This window comes from Stenotrophomonas sp. SMYL8, from assembly GCF_036320065.1.
Classification (GTDB): Bacteria; Pseudomonadota; Gammaproteobacteria; order Xanthomonadales; family Xanthomonadaceae; genus Stenotrophomonas; species Stenotrophomonas maltophilia_A.
The window spans coordinates 50,510-73,303 of record NZ_JAWIRR010000009.1 but is presented as its reverse complement, the minus strand read 5'-3'; the positions used below and the strand labels follow the sequence as shown (position 1 = coordinate 73,303).

19 protein-coding genes are annotated in these 22,794 nt (G+C 67.4%); 10 read left to right on the top strand and 9 right to left on the bottom strand.

What is annotated here, in order from left to right; genetic code table 11:
* The first annotated feature begins 52 nt into the window (after window positions 1-52).
* Complete coding sequence (locus tag V3B25_RS09770) at window positions 53-1,033, top strand: cation diffusion facilitator family transporter (protein ID WP_107432646.1); 981 nt, start codon at window positions 53-55, stop codon at window positions 1,031-1,033.
* Between the two features lie 124 nt (window positions 1,034-1,157).
* Here V3B25_RS09770 and nfi read toward each other — a convergent pair whose 3' ends face one another.
* Window positions 1,158-1,841, bottom strand: coding sequence for a deoxyribonuclease V (gene nfi / locus V3B25_RS09765; RefSeq protein WP_329810586.1), 684 nt, complete (start codon window positions 1,839-1,841; stop codon window positions 1,158-1,160).
* 94 nt (window positions 1,842-1,935) lie between these two features.
* On the opposite strand from nfi, the gene gpmA reads away from it, so the two are divergent.
* The gene (gpmA, locus tag V3B25_RS09760; RefSeq protein ID WP_004150217.1) at window positions 1,936-2,685 is read left to right on the top strand and encodes a 2,3-diphosphoglycerate-dependent phosphoglycerate mutase; all 750 of its coding nucleotides are present in this window, start codon (window positions 1,936-1,938) and stop codon (window positions 2,683-2,685) included.
* A 208-nt stretch (window positions 2,686-2,893) separates the two neighbouring features.
* Entirely contained in the window at window positions 2,894-4,987 is a 2,094-nt protein-coding gene (locus V3B25_RS09755; protein ID WP_197614945.1) for a M13 family metallopeptidase, read from the top strand.
* A gap of 92 nt (window positions 4,988-5,079) precedes the next feature.
* On the opposite strand, the gene V3B25_RS09750 is transcribed toward V3B25_RS09755, so the two are convergent.
* From V3B25_RS09750 to rlmJ, 4 genes are all read right to left on the bottom strand, one after another.
* Window positions 5,080-5,697, bottom strand: coding sequence for an HD domain-containing phosphohydrolase (locus V3B25_RS09750; protein ID WP_032127517.1), 618 nt, complete (start codon window positions 5,695-5,697; stop codon window positions 5,080-5,082).
* A gap of 44 nt (window positions 5,698-5,741) precedes the next feature.
* Window positions 5,742-9,206, bottom strand: coding sequence for a transcription-repair coupling factor (mfd, locus tag V3B25_RS09745; protein WP_263469074.1), 3,465 nt, complete (start codon window positions 9,204-9,206; stop codon window positions 5,742-5,744).
* A 46-nt stretch (window positions 9,207-9,252) separates the two neighbouring features.
* Window positions 9,253-9,798 (bottom strand): GNAT family N-acetyltransferase, encoded by a 546-nt coding sequence (locus tag V3B25_RS09740; RefSeq protein WP_004150340.1) that lies wholly within the window; start codon window positions 9,796-9,798, stop codon window positions 9,253-9,255.
* A 95-nt stretch (window positions 9,799-9,893) separates the two neighbouring features.
* A complete protein-coding gene (gene rlmJ / locus V3B25_RS09735) occupies window positions 9,894-10,751 on the bottom strand; it encodes a 23S rRNA (adenine(2030)-N(6))-methyltransferase RlmJ (RefSeq protein ID WP_329810585.1) in 858 nt (285 codons plus the stop codon).
* Window positions 10,752-10,786: 35 nt separating this feature from the next.
* On the opposite strand from rlmJ, the gene creB reads away from it, so the two are divergent.
* The 7 genes from creB (at window position 10,787) to V3B25_RS09700 (ending at window position 18,601) form a co-directional block, all read left to right on the top strand.
* Window positions 10,787-11,512 carry a two-component system response regulator CreB gene (creB, locus tag V3B25_RS09730; RefSeq protein ID WP_110711666.1) on the top strand — a complete coding sequence of 242 codons (726 nt, stop codon included), beginning with the start codon at window positions 10,787-10,789 and terminating at the stop codon, window positions 11,510-11,512.
* A gap of 3 nt (window positions 11,513-11,515) precedes the next feature.
* Entirely contained in the window at window positions 11,516-12,976 is a 1,461-nt protein-coding gene (gene creC / locus V3B25_RS09725; RefSeq protein ID WP_032130266.1) for a two-component system sensor histidine kinase CreC, read from the top strand.
* Window positions 12,977-13,057: 81 nt separating this feature from the next.
* The gene (gene creD / locus V3B25_RS09720; RefSeq protein ID WP_329810584.1) at window positions 13,058-14,377 is read left to right on the top strand and encodes a cell envelope integrity protein CreD; all 1,320 of its coding nucleotides are present in this window, start codon (window positions 13,058-13,060) and stop codon (window positions 14,375-14,377) included.
* Window positions 14,378-14,387: 10 nt separating this feature from the next.
* Window positions 14,388-14,798 carry a hypothetical protein gene (locus V3B25_RS09715; RefSeq protein WP_329810583.1) on the top strand — a complete coding sequence of 137 codons (411 nt, stop codon included), beginning with the start codon at window positions 14,388-14,390 and terminating at the stop codon, window positions 14,796-14,798.
* A 142-nt stretch (window positions 14,799-14,940) separates the two neighbouring features.
* Window positions 14,941-16,518 (top strand): M20/M25/M40 family metallo-hydrolase, encoded by a 1,578-nt coding sequence (locus V3B25_RS09710; RefSeq protein WP_329810582.1) that lies wholly within the window; start codon window positions 14,941-14,943, stop codon window positions 16,516-16,518.
* Window positions 16,519-16,671: 153 nt separating this feature from the next.
* A complete protein-coding gene (gltX, locus tag V3B25_RS09705) occupies window positions 16,672-18,075 on the top strand; it encodes a glutamate--tRNA ligase (RefSeq protein WP_329810581.1) in 1,404 nt (467 codons plus the stop codon).
* Between the two features lie 34 nt (window positions 18,076-18,109).
* Window positions 18,110-18,601, top strand: a complete 492-nt coding sequence (locus tag V3B25_RS09700) for a Fur family transcriptional regulator (protein ID WP_004150412.1) — start codon at window positions 18,110-18,112, stop codon at window positions 18,599-18,601.
* A gap of 32 nt (window positions 18,602-18,633) precedes the next feature.
* On the opposite strand, the gene V3B25_RS09695 is transcribed toward V3B25_RS09700, so the two are convergent.
* From V3B25_RS09695 to V3B25_RS09680, 4 genes are all read right to left on the bottom strand, one after another.
* Window positions 18,634-19,287: a hypothetical protein gene (locus tag V3B25_RS09695; RefSeq protein ID WP_329810580.1), complete on the bottom strand. Its 654-nt coding sequence runs from the start codon at window positions 19,285-19,287 to the stop codon at window positions 18,634-18,636.
* Window positions 19,288-19,362: 75 nt separating this feature from the next.
* Window positions 19,363-20,523 (bottom strand): HlyD family secretion protein, encoded by a 1,161-nt coding sequence (locus V3B25_RS09690; protein ID WP_329810579.1) that lies wholly within the window; start codon window positions 20,521-20,523, stop codon window positions 19,363-19,365.
* Between the two features lie 10 nt (window positions 20,524-20,533).
* Window positions 20,534-22,207 (bottom strand): MFS transporter, encoded by a 1,674-nt coding sequence (locus V3B25_RS09685; protein WP_329810578.1) that lies wholly within the window; start codon window positions 22,205-22,207, stop codon window positions 20,534-20,536.
* Window positions 22,207-22,773, bottom strand: coding sequence for a TetR/AcrR family transcriptional regulator (locus V3B25_RS09680; protein ID WP_010483118.1), 567 nt, complete (start codon window positions 22,771-22,773; stop codon window positions 22,207-22,209). Before V3B25_RS09680 ends, V3B25_RS09685 begins: the two co-directional genes overlap by 1 nt.
* Window positions 22,774-22,794: the final 21 nt, after the last annotated feature.

The window sequence follows — 22,794 nt, the reverse complement described above, 5'->3', positions numbered from 1 at the left end:
TTCCCAACGCCCTCCGGCGTAGCCTGCCTCCCATCGCAAAGGAGCTGTTGCCATGGGCCACGACCACGATCACCTGCCATCCGAGATCCGCCACGAGAAACCCTTGTGGTGGGCGCTCGGCCTGACCTCCACCTTCCTCGTCGTCGAGGTGGTGGGCGCGTTCTGGACCAACAGCCTGGCGCTGCTGTCCGACGCGGCGCACATGGCTACCGACGCTTTAGCGCTGATGATCGCGCTGGTCGCGGTGCGGCTGAGCCGGCGCCCGCCGGACGCGCGCCGCACCTACGGCTATGCACGCCTGGAAGCGCTGGGCGCGATGATCAATGGCGCGATGCTGTTCGTGGTCGCCGGCTATATCCTGTGGGAGGCCATTGGACGTTTCCGCGAGCCGCAGGAGATTGCCTCGTCGGGCATGCTGGTGATTGCCGCGGCGGGCCTGGTCATCAACCTGATCTCGATGCGCCTGCTGCAGGCCGGCAGCGGCGAGAGCCTCAACGTGAAGGGTGCCTACCTGGAAGTGTGGGCAGACATGCTCGGCTCGGTGGCCGTGATTGCTGGCGCGCTGTTGATCAAGTGGACCGGCTGGAAGCCGATCGACCCGATCCTGGCGGTGCTGATCGGCCTGTGGGTACTGCCGCGCACCTATGTGCTGATGCGCGAAGCGATCAACGTGCTGCTGGAAGGCGTGCCCAAGGGCATGGACGTGGCCAAGGTGCGCGACAGCCTGTCCGGCCACGCTGCGGTACTGGACGTGCATGACCTGCATGTGTGGGCGCTGGCCTCCAGTACACCGGCGCTGACCGCGCACATCGTGATGCGCGACGGCACCGATGCCGATGCGCTGCGTCGTGATCTGGGCGGGCGCCTGCACGATGACTTCGGCATCGAGCACGTGACACTGCAGATCGAAGCGGACCACTGCGGCGAAGCCTGTGGTGAGCCGGCGCCGGCCAAGGCCGGCGAGCACGAGGGCCATGAAGGCCATGACCACGGCGAGGACGCGCAGGGCCATCGCGGTCACGTGCATCGTTGATCGAGGATGCAGGGGCGTCGATCGGGTCAAGCCGCCTGGATGAAGCCGGCTTGGTAGAGTCGACTGTTAGTCGACTATCGCGCGCAGCGCGGGCTTTTTCGCGACCTTGCCGAAGAGCAGTCGACTAGCAGTCGACTCTACCCCGTCGCGAGGCCAGCCGATCCGCCAGCCGGGTCGGTTCCGGCAGCCGGTAACCGCGCAGCGTGCGCTGCACCCAGTCCAGCGCGGTATCCGCACTGACCCGATGGCCACCGGCCACGAACAGCGGCTTGCAGCGAATCTTGCTGCGCAGCACCCAGCCCAACTGTTCATCGCCATCCAGCAGCGGCGTATGCGCACCGGCCTCGGCGCCCGGTTCGACGAACCTGCCCACCAGCTTCGACTTGGCCACGCCGATGCTCGGCAGGTCGGTGACCACGCCCAGATGCGCGGCCACGCCCAATCGTCGCGGGTGGCTGATGCCATGGCCATCGACGAACACCAGGTCCGGCGTATGCGGCAGCAGCGCCAGCGCGGCCAGCAGTGCCGGCAGCTCGCGGAAGCTGAGCAGTCCGGGGATGTAGGGCATCACCGTGGGAATCCGCGCGACTTCCTGCGCTATCGGCTGCAGCGTCTTCGCATCCAGCAGTACCGCAGCGGCGCGGGTGATGGCGCCGCCGTCTTCAAAGCCGACATCCAGCCCGGCCAGCCAGCGCACGTTGCGTGGCAGGCGGTCCTGGCGCTCCACGCGGCCGGCCAGCTGGAGCTGCTGCGCGCGTGCAGCGGCGACGCTGCCTTCCCAGCGCCCGGGGTCGATCACCGTATTCATTGGTCACAGCATCGCATGCGCGGTGCCACGGCCCGGTGAGCGGCGCCCGGGGCTACAATGGCGGCCTGCCTTTCCTCGCGTTGGAGACCCTGCAGTGACCCGTAAACTCGTACTGTTGCGCCATGGCCAGAGCCAGTGGAACCTGGACAACCGCTTCACCGGCTGGGTCGATGTCGACCTGACCGAGCAGGGGCGCCGGGAAGCGGCCGCCGCGGGTCGCCTGATGCGCGAGGAAGGCCTGCAGTTCGACGTTGCCCACACTTCCGTACTCAAGCGTGCCATCCACACCCTGCAGGGTGCACTGGCCGAGCTGGAACAGGATTGGCTGCCGGTGAACAAGTCCTGGCGCCTCAACGAACGCCATTACGGCGGTCTGCAGGGCCTGGACAAGGCCGAGACCGCCGCCAAGCACGGCGAGGACCAGGTCAAGGTGTGGCGTCGTTCGTACGATATCCCGCCGCCGGCCATGGACCTGGAGGATCCGGGCCACCCGATCCATGACCGCCGCTACGCTGGCCTGGATCGCAACGCGCTGCCGGGCACCGAATCGCTGGCCACCACGCTGGACCGCGTGCTGCCGTACTGGCACGACGCCATCGCGCCGCAGCTGAAGGACGGCAAGACCGTGCTGGTCACCGCCCACGGCAATTCGCTGCGCGCGCTGTACAAGTACCTCAACAACGTCTCGCGCGAGGAAATCCTCGAGCTGAACATCCCGACCGGCATCCCGCTGCTGTTCGAACTGAACGACGACCTGACGGTAAAGTCGTTCCGCTACCTGGGCGACCCGGAAGCAGCGCGCAAGGCCGCTGAAGCCGTGGCCAACCAGGGCAAGGCGAAATAAAACAGAAGGCCGGCGCAAGCCGGCCTTCGCTTTTTGTAGAGTCGAGCCATGCTCGACTGCTGTTGGCCTCTTGCCGCAAGGACAATAAGCCCGGAACGGAGCGCAGTCGAGCATGGCTCGACTCTACATAAGCGCGTCCTGTGACCTTTGGCCGGTCCCACCGCAGGCCTCCCCGGCTACCCTGTGAAATTACCCGCAGGAGAGCCTCATGAACGTCCGCAACCTGGTCCCGCTGGGCCTGACCATCGCCATCGCTGCCTCGCTGGCGGCCTGTGGCAAGAATGAAACCGCGCCGGCGGCCAGCGCCGACGCCAAGCCGGCCTTCGACCTGTCGCAGATCAAGACGCCGCTGATCTCGCTCAACAGCGCCGACCTGGATCCGTCCATCTCGGCCTGTACCGACCTCAATGGCTTCGTCAACAGCAAGTGGCTGAAGGCCAACCCGGTGCCGGGCGACCAGACCACCTGGGGCAGCTTCGAGATCCTGCGCGAGCGCTCGCTGGAAGTGCAGCACGCACTGGTGCAGCAGGCCGCGGCCAGCCAGGCCAAGGCCGGCTCGGTGGAAGCCAAGATCGGTGACATCTGGAAGACCGGCAACGATGAAGCCAAGATCGAAGCCGCCGGCCTGGCGCCGCTGCAGCCGCAGCTGGACAAGATCACCGCGCTGAACGATACCGCCGCCATCACCCAGTACCTGCGCGACAGCCAGGCCGAGGGCAAGGGCGTGCTGTTCTCGCTGTTCGCCAATGCCGACTACAAGGATTCGGCCAACGTCATCGCCTACGTCGGCCAGGGCGGCCTGGGCCTGCCGGAGAAGGGCTACTACTTCGATGACGCCCAGGCCAAGATCCGCGACGCCTACGTGGCCTACATCGCACAGGTGCTGACCCTGTCCGGCGTGGACGCGGCGCAGGCCGCCGAGCAGGCCAAGGCCGTGATGGCCTTCGAAACCCGTCTGGCCAAGGCCTCGATGTCGCGCATCGAAATGCGTGACCCGGCCAAGCGCTACAACCCGCTCAGCGCTGCCGATGCCGACAAGCTGACCCCGAACTTCAGCTGGACCGCGCTGTTCGACACCCTGAAGGTGCCGGCCGCGCAGAAGTTCTCGCTGGCGCAGCCGGGCTTCTTCGGTGAAATGGACAAGATGCTCGCCGATGTGCCGGCCAGCACCTGGCAGGCCTATCTGCGCTTCCACACCATCGACGACGCCTCGCCGTACCTGAGCAGCCAGTTCGAGAAGGCCAACTTCGATTTCTATGGCACCACCCTGCGTGGCCAGAAGGAAATGCAGCCGCGCTGGAAGCGCGTGCTGGAGTCGGTCAACGGTGGCATGGGTGAAGCCCTGGGCCAGCTGTACGTCGACGCCGTGTTCCCGGCCGAATCCAAGGTGGCCATGCAGCACCTGGTGGAGAACCTCTCGGTGGCGCTGAAGGCGCGCCTGGAGCAGCTGCCGTGGATGGGCGAAGAAACCAAGAAGAAGGCGCTGGAAAAGTGGGCCAGCTTCACCCCGAAGATCGGTTACCCGGACAAGTGGCGCGAGTGGACCGGCCTGCAGACCAACGGTGACAGCTACCTGGGCAACATGCAGGCGGCACGTGCGTTCAATTACCGCTACATGCTGGACAAGATCGGCAAGCCGGTGGACAAGACCGAGTGGGGCATGACCCCGCAGACCGTCAACGCCTACTACAACGCCACCAAGAACGAGATCGTGTTCCCGGCCGCCATCCTGCAGGCGCCGTTCTTCGACGCCAAGGCCGATCCGGCGCTGAACTACGGCGGCATCGGTGCGGTCATCGGCCACGAGATGATGCACGGCTACGACGACTCGGGCAGCCAGTTCGCTGCCAACGGCAACTTCGACAACTGGTGGACCGACGCCGACCGCAAGGCCTTCACCGAACGTACCGACCAGCTGGTCGCGCAGTTCGATGGCTATGAATCGGTGCCGGGCGTGTTCGTGAAGGGCAAGCTGACCCTGGGCGAGAATATCGGCGACCTGGGCGGCTTGACCGTGGCCTACGACGCGCTGCAGATGGCGCTGAAGGAAGATCCGAAGGCGAATGTCGAAGTCGATGGTCACAGCCAGGACCAGCGCTTCTTCATGAACTGGGCCACCGTGTGGCGCCGCAACTTCACCGACGGTGAGCTGCGCGTCCGCCTGAACACCGACCCGCACGCGCCGGCCAACTTCCGTGCCAACGGCGCGCCGTCGAACATGCCGTCGTATGCCGCTGCGTTCCAGTGCAAGGCCGGCGACGCGATGGTGCGTGCCGACGACAAGCGCGTGGTGATCTGGTAATCGATCGCACGTGATGCGTGATGCAGAAGGCCCGGCGAAAGCCGGGCCTTTTGTTTGTCCGCTCGGAGGCGCCGGGATGTGCCCGGCGGATCTCAGGCCAGCGCTGGTTCCTGCGCTAGCATGCGATGGAAGCGCTGCAGCACATAGGGATCGATCAGGCCGCCGGACTGCTCGTCGATGATGCGCAACGCAGTCTCGCGTTCCATCGCTGCGCGGTAGGGGCGCACGCTGGTCATGGCATCGTAGGCATCCGCAACGGTGACGATGCGTGAGCCCAGCGGAATGCTTTCGCCACGCAGGCCGTCGGGATAGCCGCTGCCATCGAAGGCTTCGTGATGGGCGCGGATCAGTCGCGCGACCGGTGCTGCATCGCTGCGGCCGGTGGCCAGGAAGATGTGTTCGCCGCGCACCGGATGCTCGCGCATGATCGCGCGTTCCTCGTCGGTATGCCGACGCGGTGTCAGCAGTACATCGTCGGGGATGCCGATCTTGCCGATGTCATGGAAGCGCGCGGCCAGGCCGATCTGCGAGCAGGCATCGTCATCGAGATCGCAGTGCGTGGCCAGGCGCTGCGCGAGCAGTCCGACGCGGTCGCAGTGGTGGCGGGTGTAGGCGTCGCGCATCTGCAGCGACATCGAGAGGGCATCGATCAGGCAGGCCTGCGCGTGCAGCAGGTCGGGGGCGGGTACGGCGTCAGGAAACATGGTCATCCGCCCGCACCGGGTGGGGACCGGTGCGGGGTATTCGGGGGCGATCAACCCGGGGCGAGGGTGGTCAGAAGGGCGCGGGCCGCATTGAAGCGGTCTTCCGGCAACGGCAGCGGGTGCTTGATGCGCAGCTTGTCAGGCCCTTCCATGGCGTAGAGATTGGGTTGTTTCTGGATCAGCTGGATCACCGCCATCGGGTCGATGTTCGGCTTGGACTCGAACACGATGCGGCCACCGTTCTCGCCCAGGTCCAGCTTGCGGATGCCGAGGGTGTTGGCCTTCAGCTTCAGCTCGGCGATGGCGAACAGGTGCTTGGCCGCATCCGGCAGCAGGCCGAAGCGGTCGATCATCTCCACCTGCAGTTCGCGCAGCGCATCACTGTCGCGCGCGCTGGAAATGCGCTTGTACAGGGTCAGGCGGGTGTGCACGTCCGGCAGGTAGTCTTCCGGAATCAGCGCCGGCACATGCAGCTCGACCTCGGCACCGCGCACTTCTTCGCCGGCATCCAGGTCGGGCAGCTTGCCCTGCTTGATGCTGCGCACCGCGCGTTCCAGCAGTTCGGTGTACAGGCTGAAGCCAACCTCGGCCATCTGCCCGCTCTGGTCCTCGCCGAGCAGTTCACCAGCACCGCGGATCTCCAGGTCGTGGGTGGCCAGGGTGAAGCCGGCGCCGAGTTCGTCCATCGAGGCGATCGCTTCCAGGCGCTTCTCCGCATCCGGGGTGATCGAACGACGATCAGGTGCCACCAGGTAGGCGTAGGCGCGGTGGTGCGAACGACCGACGCGGCCACGAAGCTGGTGCAGCTGGGCCAGGCCGAAGCGATCGGCGCGGTTGATGATGATGGTATTGGCGTTGGGGATGTCGATGCCCGACTCGATGATCGTGGTCGACAGCAGCACGTTGAAGCGCTGCTTCTGGAAATCCAGCATCACCTTTTCCAGCTCGCGCTCGGGCATCTGCCCGTGGGCGATGCCGATGCGCGCCTCCGGCACCAGCTCGGACAGCTCGCGCTGCATGCGGCCGATGCTTTCCACGTCGTTGTGCAGGAAGTACAGCTGGCCACCACGCGCCAGCTCGCGCTGGAAGGCTTCGCGCAGCAGCGCGTTGTCCCACTGGGTGATGAAGGTCTGCACCGCCAGCCGGTTCGGCGGCGGCGTGGCGATGATCGACAGGTCGCGCAGGCCGGCCATGGCCATGTTCAGCGTGCGCGGGATCGGCGTGGCGGTCAGGGTCAGCAGGTGCACGTTGGCGCGCAGCGCCTTCAGCGCTTCCTTCTGGCGTACGCCGAAACGCTGCTCCTCGTCGACGATGACCATGCCCAGGTCCTTGAACTTCACGTCCGGCTGCAGCAGGCGATGGGTACCGACGATGACGTCGATGGTGCCGGCGGCGACCTTTTCCAGCTCGGCCTTGATTTCCTTGGTGGTCTTGAAGCGCGACAGCACCTCGACCTTCAGCGGGTAATCGGCGAAGCGGTCGCGGAAGTTGCGGTAATGCTGTTCGGCCAGCAGCGTGGTCGGCACCAGCACGGCCACCTGCTTGCCGGCACTGGCGGCGGCGAATGCCGCACGCACCGCCACCTCGGTCTTGCCGAAGCCGACGTCGCCGCAGACCACGCGGTCCATCGGCTGGCTGCTGGCCAGGTCGCGCAGGGTGGCGTCGATCGCGGCCAGCTGGTCCGGGGTTTCCTCGAACGGGAAACCGGCGGCGAACGGCTCGTACATCGCGCGGTCCACCTGCAGCGCCAGGCCGGCACGCGCCTGGCGGCGGGCCTGGATCTCCAGCAGCTCGGCGGCGACGTCGCGCACCTTCTCGGCGGCCTTGCGCTTGGCCTTGCTCCACTGTTCGCCGCCCAGCGAATGCAGCGGCGCGGTTTCCGCCGAAGCACCGGAGTAGCGGCTGATCAGGTGCAGCTGGGCGACCGGCACATACAGCCGGTCACCCTTGGCATATTCGATTTCGAGGAACTCGCCGGGCATGCCGCCGACGTCCATCGCGATCAGGCCACGGTAGCGGCCGACGCCATGATCCTCGTGCACGATCGGCGCGCCTTCGGTCAGCTCGCCGAGGTCACGGATGATCGCTTCCGGCTCGCGGCCGGCACGGCGCGTGCGGCGGGTGCTGCCGGCGCGCTCGGGGAACAGCTGGCGCTCGGTCAGCACCGCGATGCGCGGATCGTCCAGTGCGAAGCCATCCTCCAGCGGCGCCACCGCGATCGCGAAGCGCGCATCGTCGGCGAGGAAGCTGGGCAGGTCGGCCACCACCGGCGGCTTCAGCTCGGCGGCCTGCAACACTTCCAGCAGCGCCTCGCGACGCCCGGGCGAATCGGCGGCAATCAGCACCCGGCCCGGATAATGGCCGAGGAAGGATTTCAGCGCGTCGCCAGCGGGGGCCTCGCGCGCGGCCACCGGCAGCGGCGGCAGCGGCTGGTCGCCCAACGCATGGGCATCGGCGATGCGCGCGTGGTCAGCCGACCACACTTCGATGCGCGGGGCATCGTTCAGACGCTCGCGCAGTAGTTCCGGCGACAGATACAGCGCCGACGGCGGCAGCAGCGGCCGTTCCACATCGTGGCGGCGCTGCTCGTAACGCTCGCCGGTCTGCGCCCAGAACGCCTCGGCGGCTTCGCCGGCACCGGCGCAGACCACCGGCAGGCTGCCGTCGGGCAGGTAGTCGAACAGGGTCGCGGTGCGTTCGAAGAACAGCGGCAGGTAGTACTCGACGCCGGCCGGGGCCAGCCCGGACTTCAGATCCTGGTACAGCGCGCTGCGCCGGGTATCGACATCGAAGCGTTCGCGCAGCGTGGCCAGCACGCGGGCGATGCTGGCCTCGTCCATCGGCACTTCGCGGCCAGGCAGCATGTGCACCGCCTCGACCTTGTCCAGCGAACGCTGGCTTTCCGGATCGAAGGCGCGGATCGAGTCGATGTCCTCGTCCAGCAGCTCCACCCGCAGCGGCTCGTCGGCGCCCATCGGGTACACGTCGAGCAGGCCGCCGCGCACGGCGAAGTCACCCGGGTCCATCACCTGCGGCACGTTGCGGTAGCCGGCGCTTTCCAGGCGACGCTTCTCGGCTTCCAGATCCAGGCGCTGGCCGACCTTCAGGTCGAAGCTGCCACCGATCACGTAGCTGCGCGGGGCCAGCTGCTGCAGCAGGGTCTGCACCGGCACGATCACCAGGCCGCGCTTCAGCGTGGGCAGGCGGTGCAGGGCGGACAGGCGCTGCGAAATGATGTCCGGATGCGGGCTGAAGCGGTCGTAGGGCAGGGTTTCCCAGTCCGGGAAGGCCACCACCGGCAGGGCCGGGTCACCGCCGAGCAGGGTCTGCAGGTCGGCTTCGAGCTGGTTGGCACCGTGGTTGTCACGGGCGATCACCAGCAGCGGGGCGTCGTGCGCACGCGCGGCCTGGGCCAGGTACCAGGCCAGGGCGGTCGGCGATGCGGGGGCGCGCCACCAGGCGCGGAGCTGGCCGGCGCGCGGCAGCGGCGGGGCGGGGTATGAGGTACGCGACATGGACCCCGGATTTTAGCAGAAGCCCGATCGAAGCCCGGCGCATCCGTCAGTTGTCCAGCTCCAGCACCATCCGCACCAGGCCTTCGGCACCGGTCGGGTGCGGGACCGGCTTGAAGCCCAGCGAGGCGGCCAGCTGCTTCATCGGCTCGTTCTCAGCGGCAACGTCGCCGTACAGACGGTCCAGGTACTTGCCGCGGCCCCACTTCACCAGCTTGCGCATCAGCTGCCGGCCGAGGCCCTGGCCAATGAGGAAGCGGCTGATCAGGATCGCGTACTCGGCTTCACGGGTACCGGGGATGATCGAGGCCCGGGCGACCGCGCCGACCACCGCTTCGCCAGCGGGCAGGGATTCGGCAGCGACCAGGGTGATCTCGGTCTTGGGATTCGGGTGGGTCAGGCGCTGGGTGGTTTCCGGCGACAGCTCGGTCACCGCCTGCAGGAAACGATCACGGATTTCTTCCGGCCCGAACAGGCTGAACGCCGCTTGCAGCGGTGCGCCATCTTCCGGGCGGATGGGGCGGATCAGCAGCTCGTGGCCGCTGGGAGCCTTGAAGATCTCATGCCAGGGCGGCATGCGGTTGCGAGTGGCCATACCGGGTGATTCCTTGGTGGTCCATCGATTGTGGCATCACCGGGGCTGCATTCCGTGAACGAAAGGCTCACGACGGTACAGCCTCGTGAAGGCCGTTATTCGGGTGCTTTGAGCCAATCCAGGCGGGTGCTGGCGCCGGGTTCACCCAGGTGCTGGCGCAGCGCCGGCAGGGCCGGGCCGACCACCCGGTCGAACTGCCAGGGCGGGTTGAGCAGCAGCATGCCGCTGCCGTTGAGGCGCAGCGGTGAGTCGTCCGGGCGCACCAGGAACTCGATCGTCATCGCCGATTTCACCGGCAGGGCGGTGGCCTTGCGCAGGAAGTGCAGGATGGTGCGGCGCTGCTTGATCGGGAACCAGACGGCACACGTGGCCTGCGGCCAGCGCGCCAGGGTCTCGCCCAGCGCGGCCAGGACCGCCTGGTATTCGGCGTCCTGGGCCTCGTAGGGCGGGTCGATCAGCACCAGGCCACGGCCGATCTTGCTGCCGTTGAACTTCGGCGGCAGCAGCGAGCGCAGCAGCGCATAGCCATCGCCCGCCCGCACGTCGACGCGGCTGTCATGGGCGAACAGGTCCTTCAGCGTGGCCGTTTCGGCTTCCTGCAGCTCACAGACCGCCATGCGGTCCTGCGCGCGCATCGCCTGCGCGCTCAGCAGCGGCGAGCCCGGGTAGTTGGTCAGGGCGCCCACCGGATTGTCGGCCTGCACCGCCTTCAGATAGCGCTCGACCACCTCCGGCAGCTTGGGCTGGGCCATCAGCCGCATGATCCCGGATTCAGCCTCGAGGGTCTTGCGGCTCTCTTCGCTGGCCAGCAGGTAGCGGCCGGCGCCGCCGTGGGTGTCGAGCACGAAGAACGGGCTGTCCTTGCGCTTGAAGCTGTCGATCAGGGCCAGCTGCACGATGTGCTTGAGCACATCGGCGTGGTTGCCGGCATGGAAGGCGTGGCGATAGTTCATGGGCGGCAGTGTACGGGGCGGCGGCCGCAGCGGCTATGCTGCGCGCCATGACAGCTCCTGTTGCCCATGTCCTGGTGGTCGAGGACGAAGCCGCCATCGCCGAAACCGTGCTCTATGCGCTGCGCAGCGAGGGCTATGCCGCCAGTCACTGCCTGTTGGGCGGTGAGGCCCTGCAGCGGCTGCAGGCCGGCGATATCGATGTGCTGGTGCTGGACGTGGGCCTGCCCGATCTCGGCGGCTTCGAGGTCTGCCGGCGGCTGCGTGCGCAGCCGGGGCCGGCGGCGCAGCTGCCGGTGATCTTCCTGACCGCGCGCAACGACGAAGTGGACCGCGTGCTCGGCCTGGAGCTGGGCGCCGACGACTACATGACCAAGCCGTTCTCGCCGCGCGAGCTGGTCGCACGGGTGCGTGCACGCCTGCGCCGTGCGGCGCCGGTCGTCGCAGCGCCCAGCGCCGATGCGGGCTGGCAGGAACACGGCGCGTTCGCCATCGACCGCGAAGGCCGGCGCATCCGCTTCCGCGGACAGGCGCTGGACCTGACCCGCTACGAGTACGCACTGTTGGAAGCATTGCTGCAGCGCCCGGGTGCCATCCTCAGCCGCGCGCAGTTGATGGACCGGGGCTGGGACAGCAGTGCCGACAGTGCCGACCGCACCGTCGACACCCATGTAAAGACGCTGCGCGCCAAGCTGCGAGCGGCGGGGGCCAGCGACGATCCTATCCGCACCCACCGTGGCCTCGGCTACGCGCTGGAGGTCTAGCCGATGCGCCTGGTGCTGAAGCTGTTCCTCGGCTTCTTCCTGATCACCGGCATCGCGGCCTTCTTCGTGATGCGCGTGTTCGTCAACGAAGTGAAGCCGGGTGTGCGCCAGGCGATGGAATCGACCCTGGTTGACGCGGCCAACGTGCTGGCCGAGATGGCCGCCGCCGACGTCAAGGACGGCACCATCCGCAGCGGCAGCTTCACCCGCAACCTGGCCAAGGCACGGCAGCGCGACCTGAAGGCGATGGTCTGGCGTTTTCCCAAGCGCTCGCTGGATTACCGGGTGACCATCACCGATGCCAAGGGCATCGTCATCTACGACTCGCTGGGCCGTGACCTGGGGCGCGACAATTCGCGCTGGAACGATGTCTACCGCACCCTGCGTGGCGAGTACGGTGCGCGTTCCAGCCCCGAGATTCCGGGCGAGGAAGGCGATACGGTGATGCATGTGGCGGCGCCGGTGTACGACCCGGCCGACGGCCGCACCCTGATCGGTGTGCTCAGCCTGGCCCAGCCGAACCGCAGCATTGATCCGTTCATCGCCGCCAGCCAGCGCGCCATCATCGAGCGCGGTGCGTGGCTGATCGGGCTGTCGGCGCTGGTCGGCGTGCTGGTGACGATGTGGCTGACCACCGGCCTCGGCCAGCTCAGCCGCTATGCACGCGCGGTCAGCGCGGGCGAACCGGTGCCACCACCACGGCGCCGCCGCGACGAGATCGGCGATCTCGGCCAGGCGCTGGAAACGATGCGCCAGAAGCTCGAAGGCAAGGCCTACGTCGAGCAGTACGTGCAGTCGCTGACGCACGAGATGAAGAGCCCGCTGGCGGCGATCCGCGGTGCCGCTGAACTGCTGCAGGAGCCATTGCCGGAGGCCGATCGCGTGCATTTCGCCCGCAGCATCGTCGACCAGCAGGAGCGGCTGACCGAGACCATCGACAAGCTGCTGGCGCTGGCCGAAGTGGAACAGCACGGCTGGCTGCAGACGCGTGACCCGATCGCGCTGCCGGCATTGCTGGCCGATGCGGCGGCGGCCGCGCAGGTGCGCGCGCAGGCGGCCGGCGTGCAGGTCCGCATCGGCAGCGTGCCCGACCTGCGGGTGCAGGGCGACGCCTACCTGCTGCGGCAGGCACTGCACAACCTGATCGACAACGCGATTGCCTTCTCGCCGGCCGGCGCGGAGATCGCGCTGCAGGCCGAGGTGGATGGGCAGGGCGTGCGCCTGCAGGTGGCCGACCGTGGCGCCGGCATTCCCGACTACGCGCGTGAGCGGGTGTTCGAGCGCTTCTATTCGCTGGCCCGCCCCGGAAGCGGGCGGCGCAGCTCCGGCCTGGGCCTGCCGTTCGTGCAGGAGGTCGCGCGCCTGCATGATGGGCGCGCCAGCGTGGATATCCGCGAGGGCGGCGGCACCGTGGCCAGCCTGTGGCTGCCTTTGGGTGTGCCAGGCCAGCGCCCGCGCCGCTGACTTCACACTCGCTTCAAATTCGCCACAAACCCTGCTCACCGCGGCGGTCCATCCTGCAGCCCTCTCCAACGAGGATGGACCATGAAATCCCTGAAGATGCTGCTGCGGTTCGCCATTGTCGGCGGGCTGATCCTGCTGCTGCTGGTGCCGCTGACCATGATCCGCGGGGTCATCAACGAACGCAGCGCGTACCGCGACGAGGCCTTCTCACGGGTGGCCGACAGCCGCGCCGGTGCACAGCAGCTGGTGGGCCCGGTGCGGGTGGTGCCGTGGGTGGAACGCAAGCAGGTTGAACTGGTTGACCCGCTGGGCGTCAAGAAGACCGAGGTGCAGGTCACCGAGGGGCACTGGCTGCAGATGCCGGCGTCGCTGGAGGTGGGCGGCGAGATGCTGCCGAGCCAGCGTGAGGTCGGCCTGTTCAAGGTGCCGGTATACAGCTGGAACGGCCAGATGAAGGCGACGTTCGCTGCAGACGACTATCCGGTGAAGGCCGGCCGCAGCTACGGCCAGCCGTATGTGGCGGTGGGCATTTCCGATGTGCGTGGTCTGGTCGGTACGCCGAACCTGCGCGTGGATGGCAAGCAGCTGCGCCTGCTGCCGGGGGTTGGTGCGGCCAGCGAGGTGGGGCGAGGCCTGCATGCGCCGGTGGCCGGTTTCGCCGCGGAACAGGGCGGCACGCTGGCTGCCAGCACCGTCGAACTCGAGCTGCGCCTGGATGGCAGCCGCATGCTGTCGGTGGTGCCGGTGGGCGATGACACCAAGATCGCACTGCGTTCGAGCTGGCCGCATCCGTCGTTCAGCGGCGCCTTCCTGCCCAACGAACGTCGCGTCGACGCACAGGGCTTCGATGCGCGCTGGGCGGTGTCTTCGCTGGCCTCCGATGCACAGCGACAGCTGCGCAATGATGGTGCGGTCGAGTCGCAGGCGGTGACGGTGTCGCTGGTTGATCCGGTCGATGCCTACACCCAGGCCGACCGTGCCTCGAAATACGGCGTGCTGTTCGTGCTGCTCACCTTCGTCGGCTTCATCCTGTTCGAGCTGATCAGGTCACTGCGCATCCACCCGCTGCAGTACCTCATGGTGGGCCTGGCGCTGGCGATCTTCTTCCTGCTGCTGATCAGCCTGTCCGAGCACATCGCGTTCTGGAAGGCCTACCTGGTTTCGGCGGTGGCCTGTATCGGCCTGCAGGCGGTGTACCTGGCCAACGTGCTGGGCCACTGGAAGCGCGGCCTCGGCTTCGCTGCGCTGCTGACCGTGTTGTATGGCGCGCTGTATGGCCTGCTGGTGTCGGAGAACAACGCGCTGCTGATGGGTTCGCTGCTGCTGTTCGTGATCCTGGCGCTGGCGATGTGGGTGACCCGCCGGGTGGACTGGTACTCGCTTGGCGCGGAACTGAAGTAAGGAGTACGCCATGGGCTGGCGCCAGGGATTGCGGCAACGGGCACGGCAGGGCATTCCGGCCCTGCTGGAAGTGGATGCACTGCTGCAGGCACATGGCGTGCTGGCGGCCCTGCCGGGGGCACGGATCGCCCCCGGCCTGGTCCGCTTCCAGCTGGCGGCGGCGACCTGCGAGGGACTGCAGGGCAAGGGGCTGGGCTGGCTGCAGGACGCGCGGCAGGGACGCGGCGCGCTGGCTGGCCGGGTGCCGCGCTACCGGCCATGGAAGGCCGGGGCGGAGGCGCTGGCCGAGATCGGCATCGGCGGCCTGCCCGAGGACTGGCCTGCGCATGCGGCGGTGTACGGCTGCAGCAGCATCGACCGGCGGCACTGGTTGCTGCTGCTGCCGGAACGGGCGCAGTTGTGGCTGGGATGGAGTGGATGATTCGGTTGTTCATCCACGCCTGGCGTGGATCTACTGTCGCTGTCCATGACCGATGGGACGGTATCGGCGCGCCCCTGCTGGCTAGACTCGATGGGTTGATGATCGAGCCGAAGGGCAGGGGTGCGATGTGTTGAAGTGGGGCATGCTGGCCGCAGCGCTGGCGATGGGGGGCAATGCAGGCGCGCAGCAGCGCGAGCCGGTGGACCTGGACATGGTCAGCCGCATCCGCCAGGAGGCCTTCCACCGTTCGCAGGTGATGGACACCTTCAGCTACCTCACCGAACGCATCGGCCCGCGACTGACCAATTCGCCGGCGATGGGCCGCGCCAATGCGTGGACCCGCGGCAAGTTCAACGAATGGAAGCTGGACAACGTCCACGACGAAGCCTTCGACGACTTCGGGCGCGGCTGGGAGTTCACCTCGGCCAGCGTGGAGATGCTGGGGGACCGTGTACAGCCGCTGCATGCACTGCCGAAGGCGTGGACGCCGGGCACCCAGGGTCCGGTTGAAGGCGAACTGGTGCAGGTCGAGATCAAGAAGCCCGAGGACATCGAGAAGTACCGCGGCAAGCTGCGCGGCAAGATCCTGCTGCTGGGCGAGGCGCGCGAGTACAAGCGCGGCACCGAGGCGGATTCGCACCGCCACGACGCCACCTCGCTGGAGGGCCTGCAGGAGTTCACCCTGCCCAAGGACAAGGACGCCACCGCCGAGCGTGCGAAGCGGGTCAAGGAATACCAGGAACGCCAGCAGCTGGCGACCAAGGTCAATGCGTTCTTCGTGGAAGAAGGCGCGCTGGCCTCGATCAGCATCAGCAGCTGGGACAACGGCATCATCCGCGTTGCCGGCGGCGGCTCGCGCAAGGCCGGTGAGTCGGTGGGCATTCCCGAGCTGGCGATGATCAGCGAGCACTTCAATCCGCTGGTGCGCGCGCTGGAGGCCAAGCAGACCGTGCGCCTGCGCGTGGATGTGGCTGCGCGCTTCACCGACGAGGCCGACCAGCCGGGTTACAACACGCTGGCCGAGATCCGTGGCAGCAGCAGGCCCGATGAAGTGGTGATGATCGGCGCGCACCTGGATTCCTGGCACAGCGGTACCGGTGCGGCCGACAACGCGGCCGGTGTGGCGGTGATGATGGAAGCGATGCGCATCCTCAAGGCCACCGGCGCCAAGCCCAGGCGCACCATCCGCGTGGCGCTGTGGAGCGGCGAGGAGCAGGGCCTGATCGGCTCGCAGGCCTATGTGGCCAAGCACTTCGGCCGTTTCCCGGAACCCACCGATCCGGCGCAGAAGGCGCTGCCGGCCTCGCTGCGCGAGCCGACCGGCGCGCTGCAGAAGACCCGCGACTACGGCAAGTTCCAGGTCTACTTCAACATGGACAACGGCTCGGGCCGCTTCCGCGGCATCTATGCACAGGAAAGCCTGGCGGCGATGCCGATCTTCGAAGCCTGGCTGGCCCCGTTCCATGACGTCGGCGCCACCACCGTGGCCACCCGCAACACCGGCAGCACCGACCACATCAGCTTCGACCGCATCGGCCTGCCGGGCTTCCAGTTCATCCAGGACCGGCTGGACTACTTCACCAACGTCCACCACAGCCACCTGGACACCTGGGACCACGCCGAACCGGAAGACCTGAAGCAGGCCGCGGCCATCGTCGCCTCGTTCGCCTACAACGCCGCGATGCGCGAGCAGTCCTTCCCGCGCAAGCCAGAACCGTAAAAGGGGACGGAGGGGATTAAGTCGTTTCTCCCCTCCGTTTCCCGGTCGCAGCCCCAGGAGCTGGGCAATCGCGACTTAATCCCCTCCGTCCCCTTTTTCCGTAGGGGGCGGTGGGCTGGTAAAATCGGGGGATTCCCGTTCCTCGAGCCGTCCATGACCTGCCGCACCCGCTTCGCCCCCAGTCCCACCGGCTACCTGCACATCGGTGGTGCCCGCACTGCGCTGTACTGCTGGCTGGAGGCCCGCCACCGTGGCGGCGAGTTCGTGCTGCGCATCGAGGACACCGACCGTGAACGCAGCACCCAGGGCGCGATCGACGCGATCCTGGAGGCGATGGAGTGGCTGGGCCTGGATTACGACGAAGGCCCGATCTACCAGACCGACCGCGTCGCCCGTTACCAGGAGGTGGCCGAGCAGCTGATCGCCGACGGCAAGGCCTACTACGCCTACGAAACCCGCGAAGAGCTGGACGCGATGCGCGAGGCCGCCATGGCCAGGCAGGAAAAGCCGCGTTACAACGGCGCTGCACGCGAACTGGGTCTGCCGTACAAGGACGACCCGAACCGCGTCATCCGCTTCAAGAACCCGCTGGAAGGCACGGTGGTGTTCGACGACCTGATCAAGGGCCGCATCGAGATCGCCAACAGCGAGCTGGATGACATGGTCATCTTCCGCCCGGACGGCTACCCCACCTACAACTTCGCGGTGGTGGTGGATGACTGGGACATGGGCATCACCGAGGTCATCCGCGGCGACGACCACATCAACAACACCCCGCGCCAGATCAACCTGTACGAAGGCATCGGTGCGCCGGTGCCGAGGTTCGGCCACATGCCGATGATCCTGGACGAGCAGGGCGCCAAGCTGTCCAAGCGCACCGGCGCGGCCGACGTGATGCAGTACAAGGACGCCGGCTACCTGCCGGACGCGCTGCTGAGCTACCTGGCGCGCCTGGGCTGGTCGCACGGTGACCAGGAGCTGTTCAGCCGCCAGGAGCTGATCGACCTGTTCGACGTGAAGGACTGCAATTCCAAGGCCTCGCGCCTGGACATGGCCAAGCTGGGCTGGGTCAACCAGCACTTCCTGAAGACCGAGGATGTGGCCGCGATCGTGCCGCACCTGGTCTACCAGCTGCAGAAGCTGGGCCTGGACGTGGCCGCCGGCCCCGCCCCGGAGGACGTGGTGGTCGCCCTGCGTGAACGCGTGCAGACCCTGAAGGAAATGGCCGAGAAGGCGGTGGTCTGGTACCAGCCGCTGACCGAGTACGACGAAGCGGCGGTGGCCAAGCACTTCAAGGCCGGTGCCGAGGTGGCGCTGGGCAAGGCCCGCGAGCTGCTGGCAGCGTTGCCGGAGTGGACCGCCGAATCGGTGGGCGTCGCCCTGCACGACGCGGCCGCCGCGCTGGAGATCGGCATGGGCAAGGTGGCCCAGCCGCTGCGCGTGGCCATCACCGGTACCCAGGTCAGTCCTGACATTTCCCATACCGTGTACCTGGCCGGCCGCGAGCAGGCCTTGAAACGCATTGATGTGGCCATCACCAAGGTAGCAACGGCCTGAGGCATCCTTGCCAGGCCCGAACCGGAGAACACGCATGCCCGCCAAGACCGCCACTGCCTGTACCGCCCCGCACCACCACGTCCACGACGCGTCGGATTTCGTGGCGGTGGTCGAGCGTGTCTCGCGCGAACGCGGGCTGCGCCTGACCCCGATCCGCGCCAATGTACTGAAGCTGATCGCCGAGGCCGGCAAGCCGGTCAAGGCCTACGAGCTGCTGGAATGGGTGCGCAACGGCAAGGGCGTGGGCGCTGATGCCCCGCCCACCGTGTACCGCGCGCTGGACTTCCTGATGGCCAATGGCTTCGTGCACAAGCTGGAGTCGGTCAATGCCTTCGTGGCCTGCCACCATCCCAGCAGTGCCGCGCACTCGGTGCCGTTCCTGATCTGCAACAGCTGCCACAGCGCGGTGGAACTGGAAGACCGCGAGATCGTCACCCAGCTGGAGAAGCGCGCCAAGGAGCTGGGCTTCCAGCCGCAGGCGCAGACCCTGGAAGTGCACGGCCTCTGCGCGCGCTGCGCGGGCTGAGTCGCGGCGCGTACCCGGACTGGGCCGCTCGCTCAGTCCCGGGCGGCGTGCTCTTTCAGACGCTTCAGGACGCTGCGCTGTGCGTCGACCAGCACAGGGTCGTCCACCCGCAACTGCTCGACCCAGGCGAGCGCTGGTACCGGGTCGGCACGGCGCACGAAATACAGTGCCTGCGCCAGGAAATGCACATTGGGCACCCTGGCGTCCCAGATGAGCTTGGCGATACGCAGCATCGACGCCTGCATGCCGGGTGTAACCTCAACGCCGGTCTTCCCCGAAAGCGCGGTATTGAGGCAGTAAAGCGCCTGGCAGGGCAGATCACGCGGTGTGCCCGCACGCGACCAGTCAGCGCGTTCGGCAAAGTCCAGCAGGACGGCAATGGCGGCGGGGCCACTCACATCGGCCAGTGTGCCGAGCGCGAACACTGCCAGCTGGGGGTCACCCAGCATATCGCGCAGGCCCTCAATGCCCTGGCGTCCCCAGACGGTGCAGGCCTTGGCCCAGCCGCCGAACGGTACGACCCGGCTACCATCGCCCAGCAGGCCATCATCCGGCCAACCGTGCAGTATCCGCAGCCGCTCAATCTCCTCGCCACCTTCGGCGCCGTGCTCCTGCACGAAGGCGATCAGATCTTCCGCTTCCAGCGTGTCCTTGGCCGCCCGCCTGGCCAGTGTCGTGAATTTCATCGTCTTCCAGCGATCCTGATCCAGATCCGCAACGGTAGCGGATCAATGGGGTGAAGGCAGCCAGCAGCCTGCACCCTAGTCCATCGGCTTGGACCGGGTATCCACCCGCACGATCACCGACATGCCGGGCCGCAGCTGCGCGGCCAGCGTCTGACCTTCATTGATCGATATCCGCACCGGCAGCCGCTGCACCACCTTGGTGAAGTTGCCGCTGGCGTTGTCCGGGCGCAGCACGCTGAACTCCGAACCTGTGGCGGGTGCGATCTCCTGCACGCGGCCGCGCAGCACCTGGCCCTGGAACGCGTCCACCGAGAACGTGGCCGGCTGACCGATCGCCATGCCCCAGGTCTGGCCTTCCTTGTAGTTGGCCACCACCCATAGAGTGTCAGGCACCAGGAACAGCAGCTGCGAACCGGCGGCGACGTACTGGCCCACGCGCACGCTGGCTTCGCTGATCTGGCCGTCGCGCGGTGCGTGGATCACCGTGTTGGCCAGGTCGATGCGAGCCAGTTCCAGTTGTGCCTGTGCACTTTCCACCTGGGCCTCCAGGCTCTTGCGCGCCACCTGGGTCGACACCAGCGTTTCCTCGGCGATGCGGATCTGCGCCTGCGACTGCTGCACGCTGGCCTGTGCCGAGGCCTGGGTGGTGCGGAACTTGTCGCGGTCGTTGACCGACACCAGTTGCTGCGCAGCCAGTTCCTCGTAGCGTTTCAATTCATTGCGCGAACGCTGCAGCTCAGCCTGGCCGGCCGACAGCGTGGCGTGCGCCGAAGCGATCTGCGCACGATTCTGTGCCTGCGACTGGTCCGAGTTGGCCAGTGCCGCACGTGCGCTGTCCAGCGTTGCCTGCGCCTGGGCGACACGCTGCGTGTAGATGCGGTCATCGATGCGCAGCAGCGGCTCGCCCTCCCTTACGTGCTGGAAGTCCTTCACCAGCACTTCGGTCACGTAGCCGTTCACCTGTGGCGCCATCACCGTGATCTGCCCGCGCACATAGGCGTTGTCGGTCACCATCACGCTGCTGGTGAACGGCCACAGGTGCCAGGCGCGCAGGATCAGCGCAATGCCCAGCAAGGCCACCACCACCATCAACACCACGCTGCGCGCGCTGGGCTTGAGGTACTTCGGCGCGGCAGCCGGTGTCGCGGGCGTGGGCGCAGGCGCCGCATCGGTCGGCGGCGGTGGAGAGACGTTGTCGGCGTCGATGTCGTCGGGGCGGGGCGGGACGGGAGGCATGGAGGAGGACTCAGCGGGGCGCGGCCGGCGTGACCGCAGCGGGGGAAGTGGGGTGGCGCTTGCGCCATTGCTTGAGCACGGCGGTGCGCAGCGACAGCAGCAGCAACCAGCCCAGGAAGCCGATGGCCAACCAGCCGCTCAGCGTGAACACATCATTGAAGCCGCGTACGTTGGCTTCGCGGCGCGCGGTCTGCGCCAGCTGCGCGCTGCCCTGCGCGCTGCGCAGCACCGGGTCGGTGATCTGCGCGCTGTACAGCTGCTGCTGGAGGCGCAGGCGCTGTGCCACCACCGGGTCGGCCGGGTCGAGCTGGCTGGTCAATGCACTGGAGTACAGCTGCTCGCGGTGCAGCTGGAAGGTGCCCAGCACCGCCGAACCGGCCAGGCCACCCAGCGTCTGTGTGATCGACAGCGTTACCAGGAAGGTGATCATGTGGTCCACGCCCTGTTTCAGCGCGGCGGAAATGCCGAGCATGATCAACGGGCCCATGAACATGCCGGCACCGACCGAGGCCAGGAACTGGCTGACGTAGAAGTCGTGCGGCCGATCCATGCTGGTGCGGTGCTGATCGAAGAAGGCGGCAGCGCCGAGCAGCAGGATCGCCATCAGCAGCTGCGCGATCAGCCGCTTCGGGCCGAACGTCAGCGAGGCACCGGCGATGCCGGTGACCACGCCCGCGAGGATCACCACGAACAGCGGGCGCATCTGGTCCGGGCCCATGCCCAGCGTGCGCATCAGGTTGACCACGCCATAGGACTGCTCGGTGGTCAGGAAGCGGATCAGGAACGCGCCGAGGATGAAGTGCAGCACCGGCAGCTTCGACAGCCAGCGGATCTGCAGCAGCGGATTGCGCCGGTAGTGTTCGATGATGAAGGCAGTGGTGGAGAGCACGATCGATGCGACCAGTGCCCAGCCCAGCCACGGTGTGTTGAGCCACCAGCGGGTGTAGCCCTGCGCCAACACGATCACCAGCAGCGCGACGGCCGGTGCGAGCAGGGCGAAGGTGAGGAAGTCCAGCGGCTCGAAGGCTTTCACCTGGATGCCGGGCGGCAGCTTCAGCACCACCACTGCCGCGAAAGCGCACAGGGCCAGCCCGGCTTCAAACGAGTAGAGCTGGTGCCACTGGCCGGTATCGACCAGGCCCGGCGAGACGATCCAGGCAATCGGCACCGCCAGCTGCGAGAGGCCGACACCAACCACCAGCAGGTTGCCGGTGAAGCGGCGCGGCAGCGCCTGCAGCATGTACAGCGTGCCCAGTGTCGAACAGGCCGCGCCGGCGAAGCCGCTGGCGGCACGGGTCAGCATCGTGGTCTCGAAGCTGCCAACGAACAGGTGCAGCACCGCCAGTGCTGCGTACAGGCCCAGGCCGATCTCGGCGAACAGGCGGATGCCGTACTGCTGGCGGAACTTGAAGGCCAGCAGGTTGGCCGTGACGTTGACCATTGCATAGGCCGCCACCAGCCAGCTGCCCTGGGTCGGCGTCAGTGCCAGCTGGCCCTGCAGGAAGGGCAGGTTGGCGGTGACCAGCGCATTGCCGAGGCCACCGGTGATCGCCACCAGCAGCGACACCAGTGCATAGGCCACGCGTCGATAGGGGGGGTGCCAGGGCATCGACGCCGAACCGGGCATGGTCGGCTTCTCGTGCTCCTCCCAATCCGGAACCGGCTTCAGATACGGCTGGACCATCAGCGGGCCTCGCTGGTTGCTCCCTGGAGACCCCCGCGCAGCAGCTGCAGGGCACGCCCGGCCAGGTGGGCGCGCTCGTCGCGGGTCTTGCCGCGCAGGGCCGCGCCCAGCATGCCCGAGATCAGTGAAATGTCCGTCTTCTCCAGGTCGGCACGGCACAGGCCGGCGGCCTTGGCACGGGCGATCGGTGCTTCCAGCAGATCGCGCACGGTCTCGCGCGCGGTGCGCATGGCCGGCACGTCCGAGTCGACTGCACGCCAGTAATCGGCCAGTGCCGGCGAATCGATGATGCGCTGGGCCATACCCTCGAACACTTCGAACAGGGCATCGTCGCGGTCGCCGAGCTGCTCGACCTGGCGGCGGATGCGATCAACCGTGCGTTGCAGCAGTGCCTGGATCAGCGCGGTGCGGTCGGGGAAGTTGCGGTACAGGGTGGCGCGGCCCACCTGGGCGCGTTCGACCACCAGGTCCAGCGGGGCGGTGACACCGTGTTGGCCGAACACATGATCGGCGGCGTCGAGGATGAGGGCACGGCGGGCAGCAGCATCGGCACGTTGGGCAGTCATGGAATTATTTTCGGACAAAAG

Coding starts and splice junctions, on each gene's coding strand:
- creB (WP_110711666.1), top strand. CDS start 10,787: ATGCTGCGCGCCATGACAGCTCCTGTTGCCCATGTCCTGGTGGTCGAG.
- V3B25_RS09680 (WP_010483118.1), bottom strand. CDS start 22,773: ATGACTGCCCAACGTGCCGATGCTGCTGCCCGCCGTGCCCTCATCCTC.
- V3B25_RS09770 (WP_107432646.1), top strand. CDS start 53: ATGGGCCACGACCACGATCACCTGCCATCCGAGATCCGCCACGAGAAA.
- V3B25_RS09710 (WP_329810582.1), top strand. CDS start 14,941: ATGCTGGCCGCAGCGCTGGCGATGGGGGGCAATGCAGGCGCGCAGCAG.
- mfd (WP_263469074.1), bottom strand. CDS start 9,206: ATGTCGCGTACCTCATACCCCGCCCCGCCGCTGCCGCGCGCCGGCCAG.
- V3B25_RS09700 (WP_004150412.1), top strand. CDS start 18,110: ATGCCCGCCAAGACCGCCACTGCCTGTACCGCCCCGCACCACCACGTC.
- V3B25_RS09715 (WP_329810583.1), top strand. CDS start 14,388: ATGGGCTGGCGCCAGGGATTGCGGCAACGGGCACGGCAGGGCATTCCG.
- V3B25_RS09685 (WP_329810578.1), bottom strand. CDS start 22,207: ATGGTCCAGCCGTATCTGAAGCCGGTTCCGGATTGGGAGGAGCACGAG.
- V3B25_RS09740 (WP_004150340.1), bottom strand. CDS start 9,798: ATGGCCACTCGCAACCGCATGCCGCCCTGGCATGAGATCTTCAAGGCT.
- V3B25_RS09690 (WP_329810579.1), bottom strand. CDS start 20,523: ATGCCTCCCGTCCCGCCCCGCCCCGACGACATCGACGCCGACAACGTC.
- V3B25_RS09750 (WP_032127517.1), bottom strand. CDS start 5,697: ATGACCATGTTTCCTGACGCCGTACCCGCCCCCGACCTGCTGCACGCG.
- V3B25_RS09695 (WP_329810580.1), bottom strand. CDS start 19,287: ATGAAATTCACGACACTGGCCAGGCGGGCGGCCAAGGACACGCTGGAA.
- gltX (WP_329810581.1), top strand. CDS start 16,672: ATGACCTGCCGCACCCGCTTCGCCCCCAGTCCCACCGGCTACCTGCAC.
- creC (WP_032130266.1), top strand. CDS start 11,516: ATGCGCCTGGTGCTGAAGCTGTTCCTCGGCTTCTTCCTGATCACCGGC.
- creD (WP_329810584.1), top strand. CDS start 13,058: ATGAAATCCCTGAAGATGCTGCTGCGGTTCGCCATTGTCGGCGGGCTG.
- rlmJ (WP_329810585.1), bottom strand. CDS start 10,751: ATGAACTATCGCCACGCCTTCCATGCCGGCAACCACGCCGATGTGCTC.
- nfi (WP_329810586.1), bottom strand. CDS start 1,841: ATGAATACGGTGATCGACCCCGGGCGCTGGGAAGGCAGCGTCGCCGCT.
- V3B25_RS09755 (WP_197614945.1), top strand. CDS start 2,894: ATGAACGTCCGCAACCTGGTCCCGCTGGGCCTGACCATCGCCATCGCT.